The 24,084-nt window shown below is 45.4% G+C and carries 23 protein-coding genes; 17 read left to right on the top strand and 6 right to left on the bottom strand.

Going from position 1 to position 24,084, the window contains the following annotated elements:
* The first annotated feature begins 1 nt into the window (after position 1).
* The 7 genes from A6K76_RS09370 to A6K76_RS09340 all read left to right on the top strand — a co-directional run bounded on the left by A6K76_RS09370 (position 2) and on the right by A6K76_RS09340 (position 8,853).
* Positions 2-985 (top strand): alpha-ketoacid dehydrogenase subunit beta, encoded by a 984-nt coding sequence (locus tag A6K76_RS09370; protein ID WP_066464396.1) that lies wholly within the window; start codon positions 2-4, stop codon positions 983-985.
* Positions 986-1,000: 15 nt separating this feature from the next.
* The gene (locus A6K76_RS09365) at positions 1,001-2,251 is read left to right on the top strand and encodes a dihydrolipoamide acetyltransferase family protein (RefSeq protein WP_066464394.1); all 1,251 of its coding nucleotides are present in this window, start codon (positions 1,001-1,003) and stop codon (positions 2,249-2,251) included.
* Positions 2,252-2,384: 133 nt separating this feature from the next.
* Complete coding sequence (locus tag A6K76_RS09360; protein ID WP_342669496.1) at positions 2,385-4,064, top strand: methylmalonyl-CoA mutase family protein; 1,680 nt, start codon at positions 2,385-2,387, stop codon at positions 4,062-4,064.
* Entirely contained in the window at positions 4,061-6,211 is a 2,151-nt protein-coding gene (gene scpA / locus A6K76_RS09355) for a methylmalonyl-CoA mutase (RefSeq protein ID WP_066464387.1), read from the top strand. Before A6K76_RS09360 ends, scpA begins: the two co-directional genes overlap by 4 nt.
* Positions 6,211-7,287 (top strand): methylmalonyl Co-A mutase-associated GTPase MeaB, encoded by a 1,077-nt coding sequence (meaB, locus tag A6K76_RS09350; protein ID WP_066464385.1) that lies wholly within the window; start codon positions 6,211-6,213, stop codon positions 7,285-7,287. The genes scpA and meaB overlap by 1 nt, the downstream gene beginning before the upstream one ends.
* Positions 7,288-7,389: 102 nt before the next feature.
* Positions 7,390-7,830, top strand: coding sequence for a BrxA/BrxB family bacilliredoxin (locus A6K76_RS09345; RefSeq protein WP_066464383.1), 441 nt, complete (start codon positions 7,390-7,392; stop codon positions 7,828-7,830).
* Positions 7,831-7,887: 57 nt separating this feature from the next.
* Entirely contained in the window at positions 7,888-8,853 is a 966-nt protein-coding gene (locus A6K76_RS09340) for an aromatic acid exporter family protein (RefSeq protein WP_066464381.1), read from the top strand.
* A 28-nt stretch (positions 8,854-8,881) separates the two neighbouring features.
* On the opposite strand, the gene prli42 is transcribed toward A6K76_RS09340, so the two are convergent.
* Entirely contained in the window at positions 8,882-8,983 is a 102-nt protein-coding gene (gene prli42, locus A6K76_RS16775) for a stressosome-associated protein Prli42 (RefSeq protein ID WP_169818003.1), read from the bottom strand.
* A 94-nt stretch (positions 8,984-9,077) separates the two neighbouring features.
* Here prli42 and mce point away from each other — a divergent pair, with 94 nt between their 5' ends.
* From mce to A6K76_RS09320, 4 genes are all read left to right on the top strand, one after another.
* Positions 9,078-9,491 (top strand): methylmalonyl-CoA epimerase, encoded by a 414-nt coding sequence (mce, locus tag A6K76_RS09335; protein ID WP_066464379.1) that lies wholly within the window; start codon positions 9,078-9,080, stop codon positions 9,489-9,491.
* A gap of 2 nt (positions 9,492-9,493) precedes the next feature.
* The gene (locus A6K76_RS09330; RefSeq protein ID WP_066464378.1) at positions 9,494-11,053 is read left to right on the top strand and encodes an acyl-CoA carboxylase subunit beta; all 1,560 of its coding nucleotides are present in this window, start codon (positions 9,494-9,496) and stop codon (positions 11,051-11,053) included.
* Positions 11,054-11,169: 116 nt separating this feature from the next.
* Positions 11,170-11,910 carry a VOC family protein gene (locus A6K76_RS09325; RefSeq protein ID WP_066464376.1) on the top strand — a complete coding sequence of 247 codons (741 nt, stop codon included), beginning with the start codon at positions 11,170-11,172 and terminating at the stop codon, positions 11,908-11,910.
* A 60-nt stretch (positions 11,911-11,970) separates the two neighbouring features.
* Positions 11,971-12,495 carry a GNAT family N-acetyltransferase gene (locus A6K76_RS09320; protein WP_066464374.1) on the top strand — a complete coding sequence of 175 codons (525 nt, stop codon included), beginning with the start codon at positions 11,971-11,973 and terminating at the stop codon, positions 12,493-12,495.
* Positions 12,496-12,761: 266 nt separating this feature from the next.
* On the opposite strand, the gene A6K76_RS09315 is transcribed toward A6K76_RS09320, so the two are convergent.
* Together A6K76_RS09315 and A6K76_RS09310 are read right to left on the bottom strand one after the other, a co-directional pair.
* Positions 12,762-13,514 (bottom strand): hypothetical protein, encoded by a 753-nt coding sequence (locus A6K76_RS09315; RefSeq protein ID WP_066464372.1) that lies wholly within the window; start codon positions 13,512-13,514, stop codon positions 12,762-12,764.
* Positions 13,515-17,279: an AAA domain-containing protein gene (locus tag A6K76_RS09310; RefSeq protein WP_139108679.1), complete on the bottom strand. Its 3,765-nt coding sequence runs from the start codon at positions 17,277-17,279 to the stop codon at positions 13,515-13,517.
* A 165-nt stretch (positions 17,280-17,444) separates the two neighbouring features.
* Between A6K76_RS09310 and A6K76_RS09305 the strand changes: the two genes are divergently transcribed.
* Positions 17,445-18,170 carry a 3-ketoacyl-ACP reductase gene (locus tag A6K76_RS09305; protein ID WP_066464367.1) on the top strand — a complete coding sequence of 242 codons (726 nt, stop codon included), beginning with the start codon at positions 17,445-17,447 and terminating at the stop codon, positions 18,168-18,170.
* Between the two features lie 14 nt (positions 18,171-18,184).
* A complete protein-coding gene (locus A6K76_RS09300; protein WP_066464365.1) occupies positions 18,185-18,583 on the top strand; it encodes a VOC family protein in 399 nt (132 codons plus the stop codon).
* 39 nt (positions 18,584-18,622) lie between these two features.
* Here A6K76_RS09300 and A6K76_RS09295 read toward each other — a convergent pair whose 3' ends face one another.
* Positions 18,623-19,945, bottom strand: coding sequence for an S-layer homology domain-containing protein (locus A6K76_RS09295; RefSeq protein WP_083995368.1), 1,323 nt, complete (start codon positions 19,943-19,945; stop codon positions 18,623-18,625).
* A gap of 165 nt (positions 19,946-20,110) precedes the next feature.
* Between A6K76_RS09295 and A6K76_RS09290 the strand changes: the two genes are divergently transcribed.
* On the top strand, positions 20,111-20,296 hold the full coding sequence (locus tag A6K76_RS09290) for a hypothetical protein (RefSeq protein WP_066464361.1): 186 nt from the start codon (positions 20,111-20,113) through the stop codon (positions 20,294-20,296).
* Between the two features lie 65 nt (positions 20,297-20,361).
* On the opposite strand, the gene A6K76_RS09285 is transcribed toward A6K76_RS09290, so the two are convergent.
* Positions 20,362-21,297, bottom strand: a complete 936-nt coding sequence (locus A6K76_RS09285; RefSeq protein ID WP_245671974.1) for an LCP family glycopolymer transferase — start codon at positions 21,295-21,297, stop codon at positions 20,362-20,364.
* A gap of 148 nt (positions 21,298-21,445) precedes the next feature.
* Between A6K76_RS09285 and A6K76_RS09280 the strand changes: the two genes are divergently transcribed.
* Positions 21,446-22,096 carry a peptidoglycan recognition protein family protein gene (locus A6K76_RS09280; protein WP_066464360.1) on the top strand — a complete coding sequence of 217 codons (651 nt, stop codon included), beginning with the start codon at positions 21,446-21,448 and terminating at the stop codon, positions 22,094-22,096.
* Positions 22,097-22,143: 47 nt separating this feature from the next.
* On the opposite strand, the gene A6K76_RS09275 is transcribed toward A6K76_RS09280, so the two are convergent.
* Positions 22,144-22,668 carry a GNAT family N-acetyltransferase gene (locus A6K76_RS09275; protein ID WP_066464355.1) on the bottom strand — a complete coding sequence of 175 codons (525 nt, stop codon included), beginning with the start codon at positions 22,666-22,668 and terminating at the stop codon, positions 22,144-22,146.
* A 167-nt stretch (positions 22,669-22,835) separates the two neighbouring features.
* Between A6K76_RS09275 and A6K76_RS09270 the strand changes: the two genes are divergently transcribed.
* Positions 22,836-23,267: a BrxA/BrxB family bacilliredoxin gene (locus A6K76_RS09270; RefSeq protein ID WP_066464354.1), complete on the top strand. Its 432-nt coding sequence runs from the start codon at positions 22,836-22,838 to the stop codon at positions 23,265-23,267.
* Positions 23,255-24,049, top strand: coding sequence for a class I SAM-dependent methyltransferase (locus A6K76_RS09265; RefSeq protein ID WP_066464352.1), 795 nt, complete (start codon positions 23,255-23,257; stop codon positions 24,047-24,049). Before A6K76_RS09270 ends, A6K76_RS09265 begins: the two co-directional genes overlap by 13 nt.
* The last annotated feature ends 35 nt before the right edge of the window (positions 24,050-24,084 follow it).

The raw sequence follows: 24,084 nt of genomic DNA, 5'->3' as shown, positions 1-24,084 counted from the left end.
CATGGCGATGATGAGCTATATTGAAGCAATTACAGCAGCGATGCGTGAAGAAATGGAGCGCGATGACAACGTCTTTGTGCTCGGGGAGGACGTTGGTAAAAAGGGCGGCGTGTTTAAAGCAACAGCTGGCTTGTATGAGCAGTTCGGTGAAGCGCGCGTGCTCGATACACCGCTTGCAGAAAGTGCCATTGCCGGTGTCGCAATTGGCGCGGCAATGTACGGTAAGCGACCGATTGCGGAAATGCAGTTTGCGGACTTCATTATGCCAGCAGTGAACCAAATTGTGTCGGAGGCGGCGAAAATTCGTTACCGCTCAAATAACGATTGGTATTGTCCACTCGTCGTGCGCGCTCCGTTTGGCGGTGGCGTTCACGGTGCGCTATATCATTCACAATCGGTTGAGGCGCTATTTGCGAACACGCCCGGCTTAAAAATTGTCATTCCGTCGACACCGTATGACGCAAAAGGGCTGTTAAAGGCGGCCATTCGCGATGACGATCCGGTGCTGTTTTTCGAGCATAAGCGCGCGTACCGTCTATTAAAAGGGGACGTGCCAGACGACGACTATACCATTCCAATTGGCAAAGCGGACGTAAAGCGTGAAGGAAGCGACATTACCGTTATTACGTACGGGCTTTGTGTCCATTTTGCGCTCCAGGCGGCAGACCGACTAAAAAGTGACGGCATTGATGTGCACATTGTCGACTTGCGCACGGTGTATCCGCTTGACAAGGAAGCGATTATCGAAGCGGCGCGCAAAACGGGCAAAGTATTACTCGTGACAGAGGACAATAAAGAAGGCAGCATACTCAGTGAAGTTGCGGCCATCATTGCCGAGCATTGCTTGTTTGATTTAGATGCACCGGTTATGCGCTTAGCAGGACCCGACGTGCCGGCGATGCCATATGCGCCGACGATGGAAAAATACTTTATGATGAATCCACAAAAAATTGAGCGTGCGATGCGAGAGCTTGCCGCATTTTAAGCGAGGTGTTGGAGGATGAAGGAAATTACGATGCCACAGCTTGGCGAAAGTGTTACAGAAGGAACGATTGAACGTTGGATTGTTGCACCGGGTGAGCGTGTGGAAAAATACGATCCGATTGCGGAAGTACAAACCGATAAAGTGCTCGCGGAAGTACCGAGCTCCTATAGCGGCATTATGGGCGAGCAACTCGCACAAGTAGGCGATACGATTCCAGTTGGTGACGTCATTTGTATAGTGGATACAGAGGACGTAAATGATGCACCGGTTGCACAACAAACTGTAATAGAAGAAACTGCACGAATTGAAGCAAGCACGACGCAAAAAGCACGTTACTCACCGGTCGTCATGCGCCTTGCGAGCGAGCATAACATCGATTTACAGCGCATTGAAGGAAGTGGAGCAGGTGGACGCATTACGCGAAAGGATATAGAGGCACTTATTGCAGCGGGAGGACAGCAACGTGTGCAGCATGAAGCGGTAGTAGAAGCACCGAAGCGAAACGTCAACGAGTCGCCGCAAGAAGAGCGCAAAAAACCTGTGACGAAGCCGCGCCAAGAAAACGGTGATACGCTCATTCCAGTAAGCAGTGTGCGCCGCGTTATCGCCGAGAAAATGACGCGCAGCTTGCATGAAATTCCGCATGCGTGGATGTCGATTGAAGTAGATGTGACCGATATGGTGAAATACCGCAACAGCGTGAAAGATGCGTTTTATGACAAGGAAGGCTTTAAGCTAACGTACTTCCCATTCTTTATTGAAGCGATTGCGAAGGCGTTGAAGAAATTCCCGCTGTTAAACAGCACGTGGGAAGGCGATTATATTCGTCAGCATAAAGATGTGCACATTTCGATTGCGGTAGCGGTAGAGGATGCGTTGTACGTACCGGTCATTCGACATGCGGACGATTATTCCGTGCGCGGCTTAGCGAAGCAAATTAATCGTCTTGCAACGTCGGTACGTGAAGGCACGATGACGATGGAGCAAATGCAAGGCGGTACGTTTACGATTAATAACACCGGCGCGTTCGGCTCGATTTTATCGAAGGGCATTATTAATCATCCGCAAGCTGCTATAATACAGGTGGAATCAATCGTTCAAAAACCGGTATTCATAGAAGAAAATGTATTAGCGGGGCGTCATATTGCAAATTTATGCATTTCAATTGATCACAGAATTTTAGATGGTTTAATTTGCGGTAAATTCCTACAGCATGTAAAGTTTTTACTCGAAAATTTCGAAAAAAGGCAGATGTCAGTCGACTGAAATACGGCGAAACCTTATGAAATATAGGGTTTCGCTAATTTTTTTCTTTGAACTCTCGCATTTATGTTATAGAATAGGAAACAGAAACATCTAAGGGGGGAAAGCTTGTATAGCGTCCACTATGGCAAATACGATGAAAAACATTGAATTCAATCCTGCTTCTTACTCACAATGGCAAGATGCAGCTGTGAAAGCTTTAAAGGGGAAACCATTTGAATCACTTTTCACAAAAACAGCAGAAGGTATCACTCTTGAGCCGCTGTATACACAGCAAATGTTAGTTGATCAATTAGGAGATCAATTACAAAAGCAAGTCGCTACAATTCGTAGCAATGAATACTCTCAACAGTTCACTGTTGCACAACAAGCTTACGGAGACACAGCAGAGCAGTTCTTCGCAAATGTAGAGGAATCATTACAGCGTGGAAACGAAGCGGTAACAATCGATAGCCGTGTAAACTTCACATGGGACGAAGCTGCGTTAACGAAAGTAGCATCTTATTTAACTGAATATTCATTTAAACTGATTGTTCAAGGTCAAGATGACGCATTATTAAAAGCGTTTGACTACATCGCAGAGGACAAGGCTTCTCAAGTAGAAGGCTTTATTATTTCTCCAAAAACGGTAACGCTTTCAAAGTTCGGAAAAGTTCGAACATATTGTGCAGACGCTGCAGCCGTACATAACAACGGTGCAACAGCTGTTCAAGAATTAGCGTTTGCTTTAGCATCGGCAGCTAAATTTGCAAACGAGGAAGAATCATTTGACGCATTCGCAGCGAAGTTTTTCGTAAACTTTGCGGTTGATACGCAATTCTTCATGGAAGTTGCGAAATTACGCGCATTTAAAGTGTTATGGCAAGCATTCACTGCTGCATATGGCAAAGAAGTAGCGGTTCCTGTTGTTGCAGAAACATCAATCCGTAGCTTCTCTAAATACGATGTGTACGTAAACTTATTACGTGCTGGCAACGAAACGTTATCAGCAGCAATCGGTGGCGTAGACGTATTCACAGTTCACCCACACGACGTATTAAGCAAGCCAACTGAGCAATCAATTCGTATTGCACGTAACGTTCAATTAGTTATTACAGAAGAAGCACACGTATTAAAAGTACAAGATCCAGCTGGTGGCTCATACTTCATCGAGAGCTTAACGAACGCACTTGTAAAAGATGCATGGGCATACTTCTTACAAATTGAAGAAGCTGGTGGCATCGACGCATTCGCAGCTCAATTTGAAGCGGACGTAGAAGAAGCTTACAACGCGCGCGTAAAAGCAACGCAAACACGTAAGCAATCATTAATCGGTACGAACATTTACGCAAACCCAGAAGACGTTGTCGCTACAGAAGAAAACGTTCAATTTGCACATGTTAAACGTATTGCAGCACCGTTTGAATCGTTACGTGCAGAAGCAACGAAAGCGAACGCAAAAGCGGCCATTTTACCATTTGGTGAATTAAAGAAAGTAAAACCACGCGCTGATTTCGTAGCAGGCGTATTAAATACAGTTGGCATCGTTGCAGAGCAGCCAGCACCACTTGCAACAGTGGAAGAAGCAAAAGCATTCTTAGCACAAACAGATGCTTCTTACATCGTTGTAGCAGGAGCAGATGACGACGTAAAAGCAAACATCGCAGCGATTTTAGAGGCGAAAAAAGAAGGGCAAGTAGTAGACGTAGCTGGTCGCTTCAAAGACGACGAGGAAGCATTTGCACAAGCAGGTGTTGACGGTTACGTATTCGCTGGTCAAAACATTATTGAAAAACTACAAGGCGTGTTAGCAACAACGAAGGAGGGTCAGCGATGAGCAAGCCAAATTTTAACGCAGTCGCAATTGAAGATGTATTAGCACAACAAAACGCAGAAGCTTCAAGCACATTTTTAACGAATGAAGGCATTGAAGTGAAAAACGTTTACAATGCACAAGATACAGAAGGGCTTAAGCACTTAAACGACGTAGCAGGTATCGCACCGAATACGCGTGGCCCATACCCAACAATGTACGTAGCGCGTCCTTGGACAGTACGTCAATACGCTGGTTTCTCGACAGCAGAAGAATCAAATGCTTTCTACAAACGTAACTTAGCGATGGGTCAAAAAGGTTTATCAGTAGCGTTTGACTTAGCGACACACCGCGGCTATGACTCAGATCACGAGCGCGTAAAAGGTGACGTAGGTAAAGCTGGGGTTGCTATTGACTCAGTAGAAGATATGAAAATTTTATTTGACTCAATTCCACTTGACCAAATGTCTGTATCGATGACGATGAACGGTGCGGTATTACCAATCTTAGCATTCTACATCGTTGCAGCGGAAGAGCAAGGGGTAACGCCAGAGCAATTAGCTGGTACGATCCAAAACGACATTTTAAAAGAGTACATGGTACGTAACACTTACATTTATCCACCAGCAATGTCGATGAAAATTATCGCGGACATTTTCGAATATACAGCGAAATTCATGCCGAAATTCAACTCGATTTCAATTTCTGGTTACCATATTCAAGAAGCGGGTGCAACAAACGACATCGAGCTTGCTTATACATTAGCTGACGGTCTTGAATACGTACGTACTGGTTTAGCGGCTGGTATCGATATCGATGCATTCGCACCACGTTTATCGTTCTTCTGGGCAATCGGTATGAACTACTACATGGAAGTAGCAAAAATGCGCGCAGCTCGCCGTATTTGGGCTCAAATGATGTCAACGTTCAACCCGAAAAACGACAAAACGTTAGCATTACGTACACACTCACAAACGTCTGGTTGGTCGTTAACAGAGCAAGATCCATTCAACAACGTAACGCGTACTTTAGTAGAAGCAAACGCTGCAGCAATGGGTCATACGCAATCACTTCACACGAACGCATTAGACGAAGCGATCGCGTTACCGACAGACTTCTCAGCTCGTATTGCGCGTAATACGCAATTATTCTTACAAGAAGAAACGGGTATGACGAAAGTAATCGATCCGTGGGGCGGTTCTTACTACGTTGAGAAATTAACGGATGAGTTAACGGAAAAAGCATGGGCATTAATTCAAGAAATCGAAGAGCTTGGTGGTATGGCGAAAGCGATCGAAACAGGCTTACCGAAAATGAAAGTTGAAGAAGCAGCGGCAAAACGTCAAGCGAAAATCGACTCTAAAGCAGAAGTAATTGTTGGTGTAAACAAATACCGTCTAGCAGAAGAAGATCCAATCGATATTTTAGATATCGACAACGCATTAGTTCGTGAGCAGCAAATTCAACGCCTTGAGAAGATGAAAGCAGAGCGTAATGAAGAGGAAGTTCAAAAGCATTTAGCTCGCTTAACAAAAGCAGCAGCAGATGGCTCAGAAAACTTACTTGCAGTTGCGGTTGACGCAGCTCGTGCTCGTGCATCACTTGGTGAAATTTCAGACGCAATCGAAGCGGTATCTGGTCGCCATAAAGCAGTAATTCGTTCAATTTCTGGCGTATACTCTTCAAACTACGCAGAAAACGAGCAAATTGCAGAAGTACAACAAATGACAAACGAGTTTTTAGAAAACGAAGGTCGTCGTCCACGTATTTTAGTGGCGAAAATGGGTCAAGACGGTCATGACCGCGGTGCGAAAGTTGTTGCAACTGCGTATGCGGATATGGGCTTTGACGTAGATATTTCTCCATTATTCATGACGCCGGCTGAAACAGCGCAAATGGCTGTTGAAAACGACGTGCACGTTGTCGGTGTATCTTCACTTGCAGCAGGTCACAAAACGTTAGTACCTGAATTACGTGACGAACTGAAAAAATTAGGTCGCGAAGATATTATTATCGTTTGCGGCGGCGTTATCCCAGCGCAAGATTACGACTTCCTATACAAAAACGGTGCTTCTGCGATCTTCGGTCCAGGTACTGTATTACCAGTAGCGTCTCAAAAATTAATCGAGATTATTTATGAGCGCCTAGGTTACGAGGAAGAAACGAAGTAATGCAGCAAAAAGACACTGCACTTCACGTGATGAAAGGTGTTGGCCGAAACCATGATGGCTTAAGCGAAACACCTCGTCGCACCTTCAAAAAGAAGAAACAAACACCGCTCGATTTAGAGCACTTAGCAACGCAAATTCGTGCAGGCTCACGTTTAGAGCTTTCTCGCGGCATTACGCTCGTAGAAAGCTCAAACTTAGAGCACCGCGCACAAGCACAGCAATTATTGCAAGAGCTATTACCTGACACGGGGAAGTCGATTCGCATCGGCATTACCGGTGTACCAGGTGCCGGCAAAAGCTCGTTTATCGAGGCGTTCGGTACGATGCTTGCAAAAATGGGGAAAAAGGTTGCAGTACTGGCGATCGACCCGAGCTCATCGCTTTCTGGCGGTAGTATTTTAGGCGATAAAACGCGTATGGAAGAGCTTGTAAAGCAGCCAAATGCGTTCGTTCGTCCATCTCCTACAGCTGGAACACTCGGTGGGGTGCATAAAAAAACGCGTGAAACGATGCTTCTTTGTGAGGCAGCGGGCTATGATGTCATTTTAATTGAGACGGTCGGTGTTGGGCAAAGTGAAACGTACGTGCGTGGCATGGTAGACTTCTTCTTGTTACTCGTATTAACAGGTGCAGGAGATGAGCTACAAGGGATGAAAAAAGGCATTATGGAGCTTGCCGATACGATTATCGTGCATAAAGCAGACGGCGATAACGCGCGTTTTGCGAAGCGTACGATGCAGGAGTATAAGCAAATTCTCCACTTCCTTCAGCCAGCGACGCCAGGTTGGATCACGCGTGCTTTAACCGTTTCTTCATTGGAGAAAAAAGGGTTAGACAATGTTTGGGATACGATTAATGAGTTCGTGCAAACAGGAAAAGATAACAATGTATTCGATCAACGTCGGAACGAGCAAACACGCGATTGGTTCCGCACGATGATTACGGATCATTTAATTGATACATTTTATGGCGATCCGCAAAACAAACAACAAGTAAGCAACTTAGAAGCGAAAATATTAAATGGTGAGCTAACTGTTTCACAAGGTGTTGAATCATTATTTCACGATAAGGTGTAACGATAAAGTTTTCAAATCAACTTCTTTGCAACCGAGCAATTCCTTGTTATGATAGGAAAGAATCTACGCACAATTGTGTGATATATAAAGGAGTTCGATTATATGAACATGGATTACGATTTATTTATGCGTGAAATTACGACGACAGCTCGCAATGAAATGGAAGCAGCAGGCTATGAGCAATTACAAACACCAGAAGCGGTTGTAGAAGCTTTCCAACGTCCAGGAACGACACTTGTAATGGTAAATTCAGTATGTGGTTGCGCAGGCGGTATCGCTCGTCCAGCAGCGGCATATTCTGTCCATTACGACAAACGTCCAGACCATTTAGTGACGGTGTTTGCAGGGCAAGACAAAGAGGCAACAGCAGAAGCGCGTTACTTATTCGGTGAAGATCACATTCCTTCATCACCATCATTTGTATTATTAAAAGATGGTCAAGTCGTTGCAGAAGTTGGTCGTTACGAAATTGAAGGGCATGACCCATCATCAGTTGTAGCGAATTTACAAGGTCACTTTGATGAGCATTGTGAAGAAATGTAATATGTAATGGCGTGGGAGGCGTCGTCCTCTCACACTATACATATAAAGGAGTTTCCTATGAAGCGCTTTTCCATTGGATACCGCACGTTAAAGACGGCGGTCGGTGTTGCATTAGCAGTTGCAATTGGATATTACTTTCAACTTGATTTTTATGGCTCTGCAGCGATTTTAACGATTCTTTGTATTCAAACGACGAAAAAGAAATCATTGCATGCCGTTTATACACGTGTTGTAGCATCACTTATTGTGTTGCTGCTTGCTTACATATTGTTTGAATGGATTAGTTACAACGCATTGATGCTAGGTGTACTCATTTTATTATTAGTACCGATTTTAGTAATGCTAAAAGTAGCAGCAGGCTTTGTATCGAGTGCCGTTATTTTAATGCACATTTACACCGTTCAGCATTTTACGTTCGATTTATTGTTAAATGAGCTTGCGATTATGGCGATCGGATACGGCGTTGCATTAGCCGTCAACATGAACATGCCAGACAATACGCGCAAAATGGAGCAATATCGACAGCAAATTGAGAACGATTACCGTGTCATATTTTCAGAAATTGTCAAATATTTACGCAATGGTGACGCTTTGTGGGACGGTCGCGAGCTCATTCATGCAGCAGAGACGTTAAACAAAGCAAAAGCACTTGCTTATTTGGAAGTTGAGAACCACTTAACACGAAAAGAAAACTTATATTATACGTACTTTGATATGCGAGAAAGACAATTAGAAATTATTGAGCGCGTATTACCGAAAGTGACGACGCTACCAGTCATTGTAGAACAAAGCGAGCTAGTCGCCGATTTTATACAAGACTTAGGTGAGCACGTGCATTCAGGCAATACGGCGAGCACGTACCGCGACAAGTTAGACGTCGTGCGAGCGGAATTTGCGAGCATGCCGCTACCGAAGGATCATGAAACGTTTCAGGCGATGGCAGGCTTATATGCATTTATTGAAGAAATGGATGAATATTTAGCGATCAAGCAAAGCTTTAAAGGATTGGACATAAAAAAATAGCCGTTGAATGAATCAACGACTACTTTCATTAGCCACCCATAACGGCCATTGCACCCATTGCAACAGTGGACACTAACATAATGATGACCATTGCGTAAATGACTACTTTTTGGAATTTCTTATTGCTCATTTATATCGCTCCTTCATATACGTTATCAATAGTGTATCAAATTTTGTGAAATTCTCAACAATTAAAAACGCAAAACGTAAGGGAGTTGTGCAACGTGGAACGAGTAGACCACATTGGGATTGCAGTCAAAAACTTAGACGAGCAAATTAAATATTACACTGAAATTTTAGGCTTAAAGCTTTTAAAAGTAGAAGAAGTACCTTCACAACAAGTACGCGTAGCTTTCTTAGATGCAGGTAACGTAAAACTTGAGCTATTAGAGCCAATGAGCGAAGCAAGTGCGATCCATAAGCACATCGAAAAACGCGGCGAAGGGATTCAACACGTAGCGTTTGGTGTAACAGGTATTCGCGAGCGTATGGCAGAGTTAAAAGAAAAAGGTGTACGCCTTTTATCTGATGAGCCAGGACCTGGTGCAGGCGGCGCTGAAGTAGCCTTTTTACATCCGAAAGATTCTTTCGGTGTACTTTATGAATTATGTGATAAAAGCAAAAAAGGAGATCATTAATCATGACAACAACTTTAGATATGTTTGATAAAATCAACGAACTTTATGACCGTAAGCAAGTAATCGAGCTTGGCGGTGGTCAAGGACGTATTGAAAAACAACACGAAAAAGGAAAAATGACAGCACGTGAGCGTATCGATATGTTATTAGACGATGGCACGTTCGTTGAAATCAATCCATTTATCACACACCGTACAGTTGACTTCGGTATGGAAAAATTAGAAGGACCTGGCGATGGTGTTGTTACTGGTTTCGGTAAAATTAACGGTCGTAACGTATACTTATTCGCACAAGACTTCACAGTATTTGGCGGCGCACTTGGTGAAATGCACGCGAAAAAAATCGCAGCAGTAATGGATTTAGCAGCGAAAAACGGCACGCCATTTATCGGCATTAACGATTCAGGCGGCGCGCGTATTCAAGAAGGTGTACTATCACTTGACGGATACGGTCACATCTTCTACCGTAACTCAATTTACTCTGGTGTTATTCCACAAATTTCAGTAATTATGGGACCATGTGCTGGTGGTGCGGTTTACTCTCCAGCAATTACAGACTTCATCTTAATGGTTGATAAAACGTCTCAAATGTTCATTACTGGACCAAAAGTAATCGAAACTGTAACAAGTGAGAAAATTTCAGCTGAAGGTTTAGGTGGATCGAAAGTACACAACACAATTTCTGGTAACGCTCACTTCCGCGCAGCAAACGAAGAAGAAGCAATTAAACAAATTCAGCAATTACTTTCTTACTTACCACAAAACAACAAAGAGAAAGCACCGAAGCAACCACGTCCAGAAGGCGATGACTACCGTTCAGAGCTTGTTGATGTTGTACCGATCGATGCATCTCGTCCATACGACGTGCGTAAAGTAGTTGAGCAAGTAGTGGACGCTGATTCTTGGATGGAAGTACAAGCTGAATTCGCTCGTAACATCGTTGTAGGTTTCGGCCGCATCGCTGGTGAGTCAGTAGGTTTAGTATGTAACCAACCAAAAGTATTAGCTGGTGGTTTAGACATCGATTCTTCAGACAAATTAGCTCGTTTCGTACGTACTTGTGACGCATTCAACGTGCCAGTAATCACATTCGAAGACGTATCTGGATTCTTCCCAGGTGTAAAACAAGAGCACGGTGGTATCATCCGTCACGGCGCGAAAATCCTTTACGCTTACTCAGAAGCAACTGTACCAAAAATTACAGTCATTACACGTAAAGCTTACGGCGGCGCGTACGTAGCACTTAACTCTAAATCAATCGGCGCTGACTTAGTATTCGCTTGGCCAAACGCAGAAATCGCAGTAATGGGTGCAGCTGGTGCAGCAAACATTATCCACGCTGGCGAAATCGCAAAATCAGCTGATCCAGAAGCTACACGTGCAGCGAAAATCGAAGAATACAAAGAGAAGTTCGCTAACCCTTACGTAGCAGCATCTCGCGGTATGGTAGATGACGTAATCGACCCACGTGAAACGCGTATTAAATTAATCCAAGCATTAGATATGCTTTCTACAAAACACGAAGACCGTCCGTACAAAAAACACGGCAACATTCCTCTATAAGAAAAATGCAGGCTGTGCAAATGTCGAATTCGACGTTTGCGCAGCCTTTTTCTGTGTCATAATATTCAGAATCATGTCATAATAAAGATAGCAACTATTTATAGTGGGGTGAAAGTATGTATAACTTCTTTGTTGACCATATTGTTCATTATGTCAAAAACCCAAAGGAAGCAAAGCAGTTTATGGAGCACCAAAACTTCCATGTCGTTGAAGGTGGGCATCATAAGCAGTGGGGAACGTATAACACACTTTGCTATTTCGGTTTAACGTATTTAGAGTTTATCGGTGTATATGACAAAGAGATTGCAGCACAGGCCGCGAATGTACCGTATAGCTTAATTGCTCATTTTGCAAACAATCGCTATGCGGAGGGGCACATTACGATGGCGCTGCGCACGACACAAATTGATGATGTGAAAACACATTTAGAAAATAACGGCTTTGAGACGTACGGACCGAATGAATATACGCGTCATCGTCCAGACGGCAGCGTATTAAAATGGAAGTTGTTATATGCAGGAAAGCCTGATGATAAAGTGCGCTTTCCATTTTTTATTCAGTGGAACGAGCCAGACGATGTGCGTTTAAAAACGTTGAAAGATACAGGTGGCTTTTCAAATGATAACGGTGAGCTGACGAAAGTATTTTATGCGGTAGAGCATGCGTATGAAACAGCGATTACGTGGCAGCAAATACTCGGGGGCACCGTACGCGATACGGCACTTCATTTAAACGGTGTGGCGATTGAGTTTAAAGAGCGAGAGGAATGCAGTCCAGGTCCGATCGGAGTCGAAATTGAAAGCTTGCAGTCGCCAAAGCAGTTTACGATGAACTTCGGCTTTTATCGCACGACGTAAATACGTTTTACATCGGCGAAAACATGGGTACAAACTAGCACAGTGAAAGGATGTGGTACGATGCGATTAGTAAAGCCAACAGAGCAATATGAGCATAATTATCGCGGATTTTATGACGAATGGCGGCAATCGGGCGAACCATTCGTGCCGTACATTATTGGAAATCGCCCAGAGCCATTCCAAACGATGCTGTCGATTTTACACAATTATGAGCACGGGGTCGGTGTGAAGCCAAGTTGGATGAAAAGCTCAACGTATTGGCTGTTAGATGAGGACGAGTTTATCGGTGTCGTAACGATTCGACATGAGCTAAATGATGATTTATATAACGATGGTGGACATATTGTATATGGCATTCGCCCATCAAAGCGCCAACAAGGCTATGCGACAGAAATACTGCGCCTTGCATTGCGTGAAGCACTCGCGATGGGGATGATGCGCGTATTACTGACGTGTGATGCAAGTAATATTGGCTCGCGTAAAACGATCGAGGCAAACGGTGGCATACCGATAGACGATTATATTACGGAAGATGGACGTGTCATTAAGCGTTACTGGATCGATTTAGTGGACGATGCAGCGTGATTAAAGAGCAAAACAAAGTAGCTGTTCAATAAGCGATGATCGCGCTGTTGGCTCACTTTGTCTCTGCGATTACTCGTCGCAAAAAAACAGTTGCTCCTGCGATTACTCGTCGCAAAAAAAAAGTTGCTTCTGCGATTACTCGTCGCAAAAAAACAGTTGCTATTCCCCGAGCAGTCTCGCCATGCGCGTCCATCAACCGTCTCATATTACTACAAATAAAGGGGGTGTGTTAAAAGTCGAATGAACTTTAACACACCCCCTTTTTGTTATGTCAGTAACGTTTCACGCCAAATGGCAATCGCATGCTCGCGGTAATGTGTTTCTAGCACATCATCGTAGCGGTTGAGCAACGTATTCCATACACGGGCAGAAAACGCATCGTCGTGTTCATTATAGAGCACAAATGCGATGCACGGCACTTCAATAATTTCAGCAACGCGTGCTTCTTTAATTGATGTGACATACGTTTTCATGTCGCTATTCGTATCGTGGTGCTGCTGTAATATCGCAAGTAATACGTCGTGCTGCACAGTCGGCTCGGTCGTGCTCGGCTCGTCGACGTATTCATATGGCTCAGGTAGCTCTAAATCAAGCAGTGCATCGGCATTTTCTGTAAAGTAAGCATCGTGAAGAGCGCTGTACAAAAGAAACTGCGATTGCTCATCAAGCGCATCGTCTAGTACACCGTCTGCGAGCTGCCGCTGTCCGCGCGCTGTTAACGTGTAGACATCGTTTTCCTCACGTGTTACGAGCCCGTTACGAAGCAGCGTGTTAGTTAAATCGGCGACGAATAAATGCTCAACAGCGAGTAGCTCACTTATTTGCTCGAGTGCTGTGACGTGCAGCTCATGAAATGCCATGAGCAGCATTTTCATTAAAATATCCATCGACAGGCGTTGTACAGGCGCATACGTGAGTGAGATGTGCTGCATCGGAATCGTAAATGTCGTTGTCGAAACGAGCTTTGCGTCTTTCGTGCGTATTACTTCGTTTTTCAGTCGCTTTATTAGCTGATCCAACTATATGACCTCCATTACGCTGCGCACACCTTGCTGCTGCGCAACTGTTTTATATAATGTGTCGTACATTGCGCGCGCTTTTGGCTGGCGCTCTTTTTTTGTGAACATATCAACGCTACCGATCATCATGCATAGCTCGCGCGCACGAGATACGGCAACATTTAATCGTCGGTAATCGCGTGCAAAGCCGATATGACCTTGTGCTTCTGGTATGTTACGCACCATGCTCACAAGTATAACGTCCATCTCCATACCTTGGAACTTATCGACTGTGCCAGTGCGGAGCTGTAAATGCGGCAATTGAAGCTCCTGCTGGATGAGGCGCGTAATTTTTTTCACCTGTTCGCCGTAAAAGCTAATGACACCGACTGATTTTTGTGCGTCGTCTGGCATGAGTCCAGCTTCTTTCGCGCGTTTTGTCGCGTCGTTTAAATCGAGTAATACGTCGCGAATGATTTCGAGCTCGCCTTCGTTAAACAAGCTGCTGCCACCTTTTACGCGCTGCTCAAAGTATGGCGGGGCACTCGGCAAGTCAAGCCAAAGCAGATGATCGTCGCGCGTCATAAAGCGTCCTTCTAATAAATGGTCGCGTGCATTAGCTGGTACACCGCAGCGCAAGCCACCTTGCTCGTGCGCATAAAACGGTGTAATCCCTGCCATAATGTGCTCGTGCATGCGATACTGGATCGCAAGCATTTGCTTATTCGTTGCCGGCAATGCTTTAAATAAGCGCTCAAATAACGATTCGCGCAGCAGCTGCTCGAGCTCATCTTTTTGTGCGAACGTGCTCGATTCGGCGATGACTGCTTCGAGCGTTTCTTCAAGCGTGTCGTCGCCAAGAAGCGGTGGGAGCTGATGGTGGTCGCCGACGAGAATAATTTTTTTCCCTTTTAGCATCGGTAGCAGTAGCTCTGGTGGTGTCGCCTTTGATACTTCGTCGATAATGACAACATCAAACTGCGGGTACGTGTCGATAAAGTCTTTGCGCGCTGACTGTACACATGTCGTGCCGATGACGTTTGCGTGTTTAATGTATAGCTTTTTAATTTCGTCTAAGTCGTAATCGGTCGCTTCGTTTAACATGTCACGCCATTTTTGTTGGAGGGCATGCTTTTTCGGCAATTCCGCTAGCTGTTGCTCGATCATGTGGAGCTGCTCGGTCGCCTGTATTTTTTGTTGCTCGGCTTCCTCTAGCTGCTCTTCGACGTTTTCAGCGATCATTGCTTTATAGTCATTGCGCTGTTGCTCCAATGCGTCGATTTGCTCAAGCAATGCAGTTTCTTGCGCTAAATTGTCGTCGAGTAATGCGCGCTCTTTGTCGTGTGCTTCTTTTAACGGCTGTTCAACTAGTAGCAGCTGCTCGACTTCCGCTTGCTTTTGTTTTACGGTATCGTAGCTCGTTTGTAGCGTCGAGTAGTCGTTTACGTATTCATTGGCAAGGAGAGCAAGCATTTGTGGCGTTTCGGCGATTGGCAGTTCGATTTTTTCCGCGAACGTGCTAAGTAGCTGCTGCTGATCGTCGTGCTGCGCTGTTAACGTGTCGAGCGCTTGTTGCAGTGGGGCTGCGTTTCGCTGTAATGCGTCACGTTCATTTCGCAGCTCGTTTGCGACGGTTGCATAGGCGCTTTTCCATAGCTGATCGTAGCGGTCTGCATCGCTTTTAAGGGCGCGTCCTTGCGTGTTAAGTGATTCCTTTGCACCGAGCAGCTTCGCTAAATGGGCGGCAAGCTGCTCATATGTGACGCGCTGCTGTGCAACGAGTGTTTGCTTCACATCGTCTAGTAGCTCGTCAATATCCTCTATGCTCACGTTGCCAATCCATGCGGGCAAAATCGTATGTGCTACATCTCCGAGCTGTTGCTGTAAAAACGTAATGGCGCTCATTAGGCGAGTGTTTACTTTTTTTAGGTGCATAAACTGTTGTGCATGATGCTCTGCCTCATACGCTACGTGCAAACGGTTCATCGAAAATGCGGATAACGTTATCGCATGCGCTGTTAGTAACGCTTGTAGTGAGGCGGCATTTTCGCAATGCTGCACCGCATGTAACGTTTCGGTAACGGCGTGCAAGTTGCGCTCTGCAGCGGCGGCGCTTTCGTGCAATTGCTGAAGCTGTGTCGTGAGTGCGTCGAGCTTATCGCGTTCTAATAAATACGTACGCTTTGCTTGCGTTTGCTGAATGGCGTGCTTTAACGTCTCGATTTTTTGAAGCAGCGTTTTGCCATCGAGTGAATTGTCGATGTAGCGCTCAAGCTCAATGCGTTGATGGTACACTTTATTGTATTCGTTTGAGCGCTTCGTCACGTCTTGTTTTAATCGTTTACGGGCAGTAGCAAGCTCATCGACGGAAGCGTGAAGTGGAGAGAGCTGCTGATTTAAGCGGCGCAGCTCAATTTTGGCAGTCGCTTTTTGAGAGATGGCGTCGTGCAACACTTGGATGCGCAAATCGAGTGCGACTAACGTTTGCTGAGCGGTTTCTTTTTGTACAAGCAGCGCCTCTTTTTCCGCACCCTCTTGAAATTGGTGACGTGCCATTTCCGCTTTCGTCGTATCGAGCCAGTAATGCCCGATATTTTCCTCGATAAACTTTTTGCCTTCCTCTTCAATGCTTTCGGTGCGACCGTAGCGCAATATGCGAATGTCTTTATGCTTCAGCAGGCGACTTAACGCGTTGTCGACTGCTAAATTGGACTGTGACGCAACGAGTGTCGTTAAGCCAGCTTTTGCATTTTGATAGCAAATTTCAGCAATAACGGTCGTTTTCCCTGTACCAGGTGGCCCTTGAATACAGTACAAGTCGTTTGCGCTCATCGCACCGATGACCGCCGCTTGCTGAAATTCATTCAATGCGTTGTTAAAGTCAAGTTTGACGAGCTCTTTTGGCGGCTCGATTTGCGGCGTTTCGTCAAACAATAAATCTTCTAAATTCGAGTTTGCAGCGTAGCCTTTTGCTAAGTCGTCAAAGCCTCGGCGCAAGCGGCGAATTTGGCTTAAGCTCGCAAAATTGCTAAACGTCACTGTGCCTTTTTGCTTCGGGAATACGCGCTTACGTAACAGGGCGGTCGCTTTTTGCTGCAGCTCAAGCTCGATCGTACCGCGGCGCTCGTTTACATTGATGACGTCACCGATTGCATCGCCAAACTGCTGAATCGATGCGCTTAAGCTTTTTAGCTGCTGCCACTCCTTACGAGAAAGCTGTGTTACAAATAGCGTCATGCGCGTGAAATCGTCGTTGCATGAGAAGTCGTCATACTTTGTTGAGAAGTCGTCAATCGTCGCGTTTTGCTCCTGAATGTGCAAGTAGCCTTCCCAGCTCGCAATGCGCTTTTTAATAACTTGCTGCTGCAGTTCGACGTCCGGTAGCTGGCGCATCGCCTTGTAAAATGGAATCGGCATTTCGGCGTTCGTCGTGTGCGTGTTCAGCGATATACGTGCGTGTAGTCGTCGCGTCGTTTTTAACGGGAAGCGGTTGTCTGCAATGTAAAAGTTCGTCGCTAAAAAGCCGCTATTACGCAGCACCGCGTTTAAGACGGCGATGCGCCCGTTTAACTGCGCGGCGATGAACGGGTTTTCGCGCGCGTCGATATAAAGCGTTACATGCGTTTCGCCAGGCTTTGTCGATGTGCGTTTTTCGACGTACGTCAACAGTTCTTTTTGTGTATCAAATAAAAAGTGCGCAGATGGAAAGAGTGCTTCCAATGCGTCTTTTGCTTTTGTCGTTATGTTTAGCGTACATTGCTGCACCGCATGTAAAAAATTGTCCACCAATCGTACACCTCATTTCGTGTTAGTCAACTATTCAGTTTACTATATGTAGCGCGCTTTTTGTAGGAAATCGCTTGTAACGAAAGAAAGTGTTATTTAGACGACAGTGAACGAGGAGTTTGTTACAATATAGGGGTAGGTATTTTACATAAAGGAGCGGTTATGATGACACAAACATTAGCAGGAAAAACAGCGATTATTACAGGGGCAGCACGTGGTATCGGTCGCGCCGTTGCAGAAGCGTTAGCAAAAGAAGGTGTACACGTTGGGTTAATCGCGCGTACAGAATCGCATTTACAACAAGCAGCAGAAGCGTTAAAAGCATATAACGTGAACGTTGCGTACGTAGCAGCAGACGTATCAAACATCGATGCAGCAAACGAAGCAATCGCGACGTTAAAAGAGCAGCTAGGTGATGCGGACATTTTAATTAACAACGCCGGCATTTGCGAATTCGGTACAGTGCTTGATATGGATCCACAGCGCTGGAAAGAAATTATCGACGTGAACTTATTCGGTACGTACAACATTACGCGCGCCGTATTACCACAATTAATCGAAAAAAATGCAGGCGACATCATTAACATTTCGTCAACGAGCGGCTTATCAGGTGCAGGTACGTCAAGTGCGTACAGCGCATCAAAATTCGCGGTCATCGGCTTCTCTGAGTCGTTAGCACAAGAAGTTCGCCGCAACAACATTCGCGTTTCAGCACTTGCACCGAGCACGATCGTAACAGAGCTTGCGACGTACGCAAACTTAGTAAACGACGACAAAAAAGAGCAAATGATGCACCCTGCTGATTTAGCGCAGTACATCGTAGCACAGCTGCAATTACCACAGCGCATGTACGTGAAAATGGCAAGCTTCGTGAACACAAATCCGTTTTAATGGAGGGAAATGGCATGAAGCGACGCGCCCATCACGTCTGTATTCAAACGAACGATTACGCGGCGAGCTTAGCGTTTTATAAGCGTCTAGGCTTTACGCTAGAAGAACAAAGCGAAAACTTCCATACGCGCGACTACAATAGCTGGCTTGCACTCGGTACATTTTACATTGAGCTGCAAACGCCAAAAGCGGGCGAAGTATTACCGGCGAGCAATACGAATCAGCTCGGCTTAGCGCATTTTTGCCTTTGGGTAGATGCGTTAGACGAAGCGGTGCGCGACTTGCAGCAAGCAGGTTATGCGTTTCGTGAAAAGCACGGTGGCGCAGTATATGAAGTCGAAGGTGGTAAACTTGCGAAAGTGTATGCACCAGAAGGCACATTAATTGAGCTGCGCGATACAGAATATTTATAACAAAAAAGGTAGCCGTCGCAATTGCGATAGCTACCTTTTTTACGATGCATTTAAATAATCTTTCACTAAATCAAACATGCTGTTGTATGACATATTAAACACGTGCGCAAATGCTTTTTCATCGTCCATCTGCTGGCAAAGGTGCAAGTAGCGTTTAATTGCCTCAGCGCCAAATTGTTGCTCAAGCAGGGCGATCGCAGCGATTGATTCGGCGCTATACGGGTCGTACGGATTGACGAAGCCTTCTTCTTGAATGTTCGCAATCGCTTTTGCAAATAGCGTCGTGTCAATAAAGCGCGCCTCATTTTCTTCAAATAGCGCGCCGAAATTATCTGCAAGTGCTTCCTCTACCCAAAGTGTTGTAATGCGAATATCGAGCTCGTTTAATAAAAGCCAATGGAAATATTCGTGGTTCAGCAGCGCTAAATCCGGTACTTTCAGCGGTGTCGGCTGCAAGTTTGTCGTGAGCACAACGACATTTTCTAACGAGTGAATCCAGCCTAAAACGTTCGCATCATGTAACACTTCACCACCGTAGTCGGGCAAATCTTGCGCATAATCAAGCACTAAAAAGCGAGGCTTCGATGTGAGTGGTGCGTCAATATACTTCGTCAGCTGATGTGCCTCCTCCTGCGCAAAAGCGTTTGCGTATCGTTTTACGTAGTCATATGGCACGGACGGAGAAGCATAAAACATGCCGTAGTTTGTCTGGATTTTCGTTAGCTTGTTTAAATAGCTTTCGAGTTTTGGTATGTCCACGTCTGACAGTGGCAACGTATCGTCAAACTGTAGGCGATAGAAAAAAACAGCGAAGTGCTCACGTGTTACTTTAGCAGACGGGCGGAATGTACCATTTGCGTAGCCGGTCGTCGCTTTTGCGGCAACGAGTGCGCCAACCGCTGAATTAAATTGGTGATGAAGTGGTACATCGTGAAAGGCGGTCGTTTCTTGCTCAGGTAATTGAAATACATTCGTTAAAATTTTTGCTAATTGTCCACGTGTTAACTGGGAACGCGGGTTGAATTTTCCGTTCGCACCGTCAACAATACCAGCTCGGTACAATGCTTGAATGTCGTCGTAATATGGGTACGTTGTCGGTACATCCTCAAATGTAGCCGCCTCACGAATGACAGGCAAATCCACTGCTCGGTTGATCATAACCGCCACGTGAGCGCGTGTTACAATCGCATTCGGTCTAAATGAGCCGTCACTATATCCTTGGATAATTTGTTCCTTTTCAAGTTGCTCGAGCATCGTATGGTACGGGTTGCTCGTTGGCACATCTGTAAACGTTGCGTGCGCTGGTACACTCATTGTTACAAAGAGAAGGAAACAAAGACTCATTATTTGTAAAAAACGCAAAATCGTCAACCCCTTTGTAAATACTCATCTTTAAATATAGACAAAAATACATGTAAAGTATAGTATTCTTCTAGAAAATAAATCCTTCATCGTGTAGCATAAAGATATTATGAACGTCATTGCGAACAATCGCTGTAAAAAGAACGATATTGCGGTGACGAAACGATGAAAACATTACAGAAGGAGTGGATTTTTATCGTATCCCCACAGCAAATTACGGCATTATTAAACGAATTGCCTGAAGCGGAAGTACGCGCGCTATTAATTGAAATTTTCATCGCGCGCAATTACGGCAATCAAGAACTCATTCAAACGTTAAATGACATTGCGGCTCGTTACAATTTATCGTAGTAAAAAATTGACGTCGCACAAACGTGAAAAATGCCTGTGGAACGTTTTGATCCACCGGCATTTCTTCATGTTGCGTCGAGGTGCTGCTGTAGCGTTTGCTGCACGTCATACAGCTCGTTTTCATCGACAATGTAATACCAAAGCCCATCAATCGTTTGCCCCGTACCTTTTTGTAGCTGGAGCTGCTCAATGTCTTTTTCAAACGAAGGATAATGCATGAGTAGCGTCATGAGCTGCTCCTTCGTAAAGTTCATGCGAATGCTCTCGCCAAGCGTGCCGATTAAATCATCAAGCTTTAGCAGCACGTTTGCTGGCTGCTGTGCCTCTGCTAAAATTGCTTGCAGCAGCAATCGTTGTCTCGTTTGGCGTCCGAAATCGCCGCGTGGGTCCTCGTAGCGAATGCGCGAATAAATGAGCGCCTCCTCGCCAGTTAACGCAATGGCACCTTCTGCAAAGTCGTACTCTTTATACGTCAGTGCCAAATCGTTATGAATCGTTACGCCGTCAAATGTGTCAATGACGTGTAAAAAGCCTTCCATATTTACTTTAACGTAAAAATCAATCGGCATTTGCAGGAAGTTTTCGACCGTTGCGCGCGCCATGTCGACACCGCCGTGCGCATAGGCGTGATTTATTTTTTCGACTGTGCCGAGTCCAACAATTTCTGCTCGTGTATCGCGCGGTATGCTCAGCATTTTCATCGTGCCGAGTGCCGGGTTTACTGTTAGCACGATCATCGTGTCGCTGCGTCCGACGTCGTGTTCACGTTCATCGACACCGAGCAGCAGCACAGAAAATGGGCGAATCGTTTGACGCTTGTCAGAAGAAAAGCCCTCTTGCTTTGAAGCGGCGAGTGCAATGTTCGTCTCGTCGCCATCGATCATGTTGTCAAAGGCGCGCTCTAGCACGAAATAGTTGTTCGCAAGCCAAATAAGTGGCATGCACAAAATCACAGTTGCAATCATTAAAAAAATAGGGCGTTTTGAAGATTTTTTTTTCACAGGTGAACTTCCTCTTGTTAATAATTTTATGATAAGGATAGTATAAAGTAATAACAGGGCAAAAAGTATCGAAATGAACAAAATGTAAAAATGCGTCCTTTTTCGAACGAAAGCACTCTATATACAAGCGGAAAAAGGGGGGAGAACAATGGTCGTATTTTTACAGCGCTTAGTCGCAAGCAGTCAATATGCGAAAAAATGTCCGTATGCGATGACACCGACGTCAATCACTGTGCATAACACCGCAAACGACGCTTCCGCAGCAAACGAAATTCAGTACATGGCAACAAATGCCCATTACGTGTCGTTTCATACGGCGATTGATGACATCGAAATCATTCAAGCGATTCCGTATACGCGCAATGCGTTTCATGCAGGTGACGGCAAGGATGGCAAAGGAAACCGCACGTCGATTGCGATTGAAATTTGTTACTCGAAGTCGGGCGGTAAACGGTATGAGCAAGCCGAGCAAAATGCGGTACATTACATCGCGCAGCTGCTCAATACGTACGGCTGGGGCATTGACCGCGTGAAGCAGCATTACGACTGGTCGCAAAAAAACTGCCCGCACCGCATTCGAGCAGAAGGGCGATGGGCATCATTTTTACAGCGCATTGAGCAAGCACTTGCAGCGTATTCGTTTCAGCATAAAATGGGTTACGACGTATGTAGTGATGCGAATGCATACCGCGTGCAGTCGGGGAAATATGCGACGAAGGAAGCGGCAGAGGAGGCAGCAAGACGCGCGCTGCAGCAAGGTATTATTCATTATGCAACGGTAATTGGTGTGAAGGAATGACAAAAGGGGTGTATGAGCAAATTTGCTCGTACACCCCTTTTTTTGTGCTAAAAAATATGCACTTTATCGACATCAATGACCATTAAGTTTTCATCGTAATAATTGTTTAAATATTTCAGTGCACGCTTTTCATGTCCGTAATGCTCGAAGCCGACTTTCTCATATAAGGCGATGGCGCTCTCATTTGTCGACACGACGCTTAAGTTCAGACGCTCGAGCCCTTCGATCATTTCACATTCGCGCACGAAATGCATAAGCAGCTGCAAGCCGACTGATTGATTGCGAATTTCAGGTAATACATACATGCCGTACACGACGCCTTTATGACGCATTTTTGGGCTGCGTTCACGACGAAACGACACGATGCCGATTAATTTTTTTTCTGCATCGAAGGCACCGATAATAAATTGCTCGTTATCAATCGGCTCTAAATGGGCTAAAATGCGCTCAGAGGAGTAATTAATTTCGCGCTCGTACGTGGAGCCAAACACCTCTGGATTGTGCTGCAGTGCTTGTAAACGTAGCTCGTAATATTGATCAATATCGTCTGTTGTTAATTTTCGAATGAGCATATGTAATCCTCCTAACTACAAAAATCTGAAAGTTCTTACTTTTATTATACATGTTTTTACGTTTCATGGGTAATAGATGGGTAGGAAAACGAATCGCAATGTTTGTACAACAGCGAAAAACCTTGCTATAATGGGCATTGTGAAACAAAACGAAAGAAGGTAATGACATGAACGCTTACGATGAATATATGAAACAAGTAGTGCGCCCAATGCGTGCAGAATTAGCAGAAGCAGGCTTTACAGAATTAACGACAGCTGATGCCGTACACGAATTTATGGCAGAAACGAAAGGTACGACTTTAGTAGTCATTAACTCAGTATGTGGCTGTGCAGCAGGTTTAGCACGTCCAGCAGCGCGTGAAGCAGCTCAAGAAGTGTCAGTCGATAATTTAGTAACAGTATTTGCAGGTCAAGATCCAGAAGCAACAGCTGCAATGCGCGGCTACTTTGACGAAGTGCCACCGAGCTCACCATCAATGGCCATTTTAAAGGACGGGCAATTAGCGTACTTCATTCCACGCGAAAACATCGAAGGTTACCCGATGGAACAAATTAAAGCGCATTTAACAGACGTATTAAAGCAAGTATGCGCGGAATAACAATCGTTACAACAGCCGGGCGCCCTGATGCACAATCAGAGGCGCTCGCTCGTTATGCAGCGGACTGCTTGCAATGTCGCGTTGTACCACGTAACAAGCGCTCGGTGCAAAAATTGAGCCGCGAGTATGATGCGCACGTGCTCGTTGCAGGGAAAACGCGTTATGAATACTTTGCAAAAGATGCTGCGGAGCCGTTTTTCTTTCATCCGAACTCTGCCGCATTTCGCCTAAAGCGCATCGCACGTGGCGAGCATGAGCCACTGCTTGAGGCGACAAAGCTTGAAGCGGGCATGAGCTTTTTAGATTGTACGCTCGGCATTGGCTCGGACAGCTTAGTGGCAGCGTTTGTCGTCGGTACTTCTGGTCGCGTTGTCGGCGTTGAAGCAAATGACAACGTCGCCTTCATCGTTCGTGAAGGAATGAAGACGTACGACACGACCGAGCTACCGCTGACGAGCTGCATGCGCATCATTGAAGTCGTGTCGTCTGAAGCGGTTGCGTATTTACGTACGTGTGCCGATAACAGCTTTGACGTCGTATATATCGATCCGATGTTTGAGCAAGTGATCGAGGAATCGACGAACTTTACGGCATTGCGTGAAGCGGGCGAGCATTTTGCGCTCACGACCGAATGGGTAAACGAGGCGAAGCGTGTTGCGAAATGCCGCGTCGTATTAAAGGCGCATTATACGTCAGCGCTCTTTACGCAATATGACTTTGAGCAGCAGCGACGCGATAGCGCAAAGTTTCATTACGGTGTATGGGAAAAGACAACAGGATGAGCCGTTTTACAGAAGTGCCAAACGTGACAACACGC

This window comes from Caryophanon latum, from assembly GCF_001700325.1.
Taxonomy (GTDB): Bacteria; Bacillota; Bacilli; order Bacillales_A; family Planococcaceae; genus Caryophanon; species Caryophanon latum.
Note: the sequence above shows the minus strand (reverse complement) of the source record. Positions and strands in the feature narration are given on the sequence as shown.

What these genes read in the sequence shown, in the direction of transcription:
- A6K76_RS09345 (WP_066464383.1), top strand. Translation starts at nt 7,390, where the DNA reads ATGAACATGGATTACGATTTATTTATGCGTGAAATTACGACGACAGCT.
- A6K76_RS09270 (WP_066464354.1), top strand. Translation starts at nt 22,836, where the DNA reads ATGAACGCTTACGATGAATATATGAAACAAGTAGTGCGCCCAATGCGT.
- A6K76_RS09325 (WP_066464376.1), top strand. Translation starts at nt 11,170, where the DNA reads ATGTATAACTTCTTTGTTGACCATATTGTTCATTATGTCAAAAACCCA.
- A6K76_RS09365 (WP_066464394.1), top strand. Translation starts at nt 1,001, where the DNA reads ATGAAGGAAATTACGATGCCACAGCTTGGCGAAAGTGTTACAGAAGGA.
- A6K76_RS09280 (WP_066464360.1), top strand. Translation starts at nt 21,446, where the DNA reads ATGGTCGTATTTTTACAGCGCTTAGTCGCAAGCAGTCAATATGCGAAA.
- A6K76_RS09290 (WP_066464361.1), top strand. Translation starts at nt 20,111, where the DNA reads ATGAAAACATTACAGAAGGAGTGGATTTTTATCGTATCCCCACAGCAA.
- prli42 (WP_169818003.1), bottom strand. Translation starts at nt 8,983, where the DNA reads ATGAGCAATAAGAAATTCCAAAAAGTAGTCATTTACGCAATGGTCATC.
- A6K76_RS09330 (WP_066464378.1), top strand. Translation starts at nt 9,494, where the DNA reads ATGACAACAACTTTAGATATGTTTGATAAAATCAACGAACTTTATGAC.
- A6K76_RS09300 (WP_066464365.1), top strand. Translation starts at nt 18,185, where the DNA reads ATGAAGCGACGCGCCCATCACGTCTGTATTCAAACGAACGATTACGCG.
- A6K76_RS09370 (WP_066464396.1), top strand. Translation starts at nt 2, where the DNA reads ATGGCGATGATGAGCTATATTGAAGCAATTACAGCAGCGATGCGTGAA.
- A6K76_RS09360 (WP_342669496.1), top strand. Translation starts at nt 2,385, where the DNA reads ATGAAAAACATTGAATTCAATCCTGCTTCTTACTCACAATGGCAAGAT.
- scpA (WP_066464387.1), top strand. Translation starts at nt 4,061, where the DNA reads ATGAGCAAGCCAAATTTTAACGCAGTCGCAATTGAAGATGTATTAGCA.
- A6K76_RS09275 (WP_066464355.1), bottom strand. Translation starts at nt 22,668, where the DNA reads ATGCTCATTCGAAAATTAACAACAGACGATATTGATCAATATTACGAG.
- A6K76_RS09305 (WP_066464367.1), top strand. Translation starts at nt 17,445, where the DNA reads ATGACACAAACATTAGCAGGAAAAACAGCGATTATTACAGGGGCAGCA.
- A6K76_RS09265 (WP_066464352.1), top strand. Translation starts at nt 23,255, where the DNA reads ATGCGCGGAATAACAATCGTTACAACAGCCGGGCGCCCTGATGCACAA.
- meaB (WP_066464385.1), top strand. Translation starts at nt 6,211, where the DNA reads ATGCAGCAAAAAGACACTGCACTTCACGTGATGAAAGGTGTTGGCCGA.
- A6K76_RS09340 (WP_066464381.1), top strand. Translation starts at nt 7,888, where the DNA reads ATGAAGCGCTTTTCCATTGGATACCGCACGTTAAAGACGGCGGTCGGT.
- A6K76_RS09320 (WP_066464374.1), top strand. Translation starts at nt 11,971, where the DNA reads ATGCGATTAGTAAAGCCAACAGAGCAATATGAGCATAATTATCGCGGA.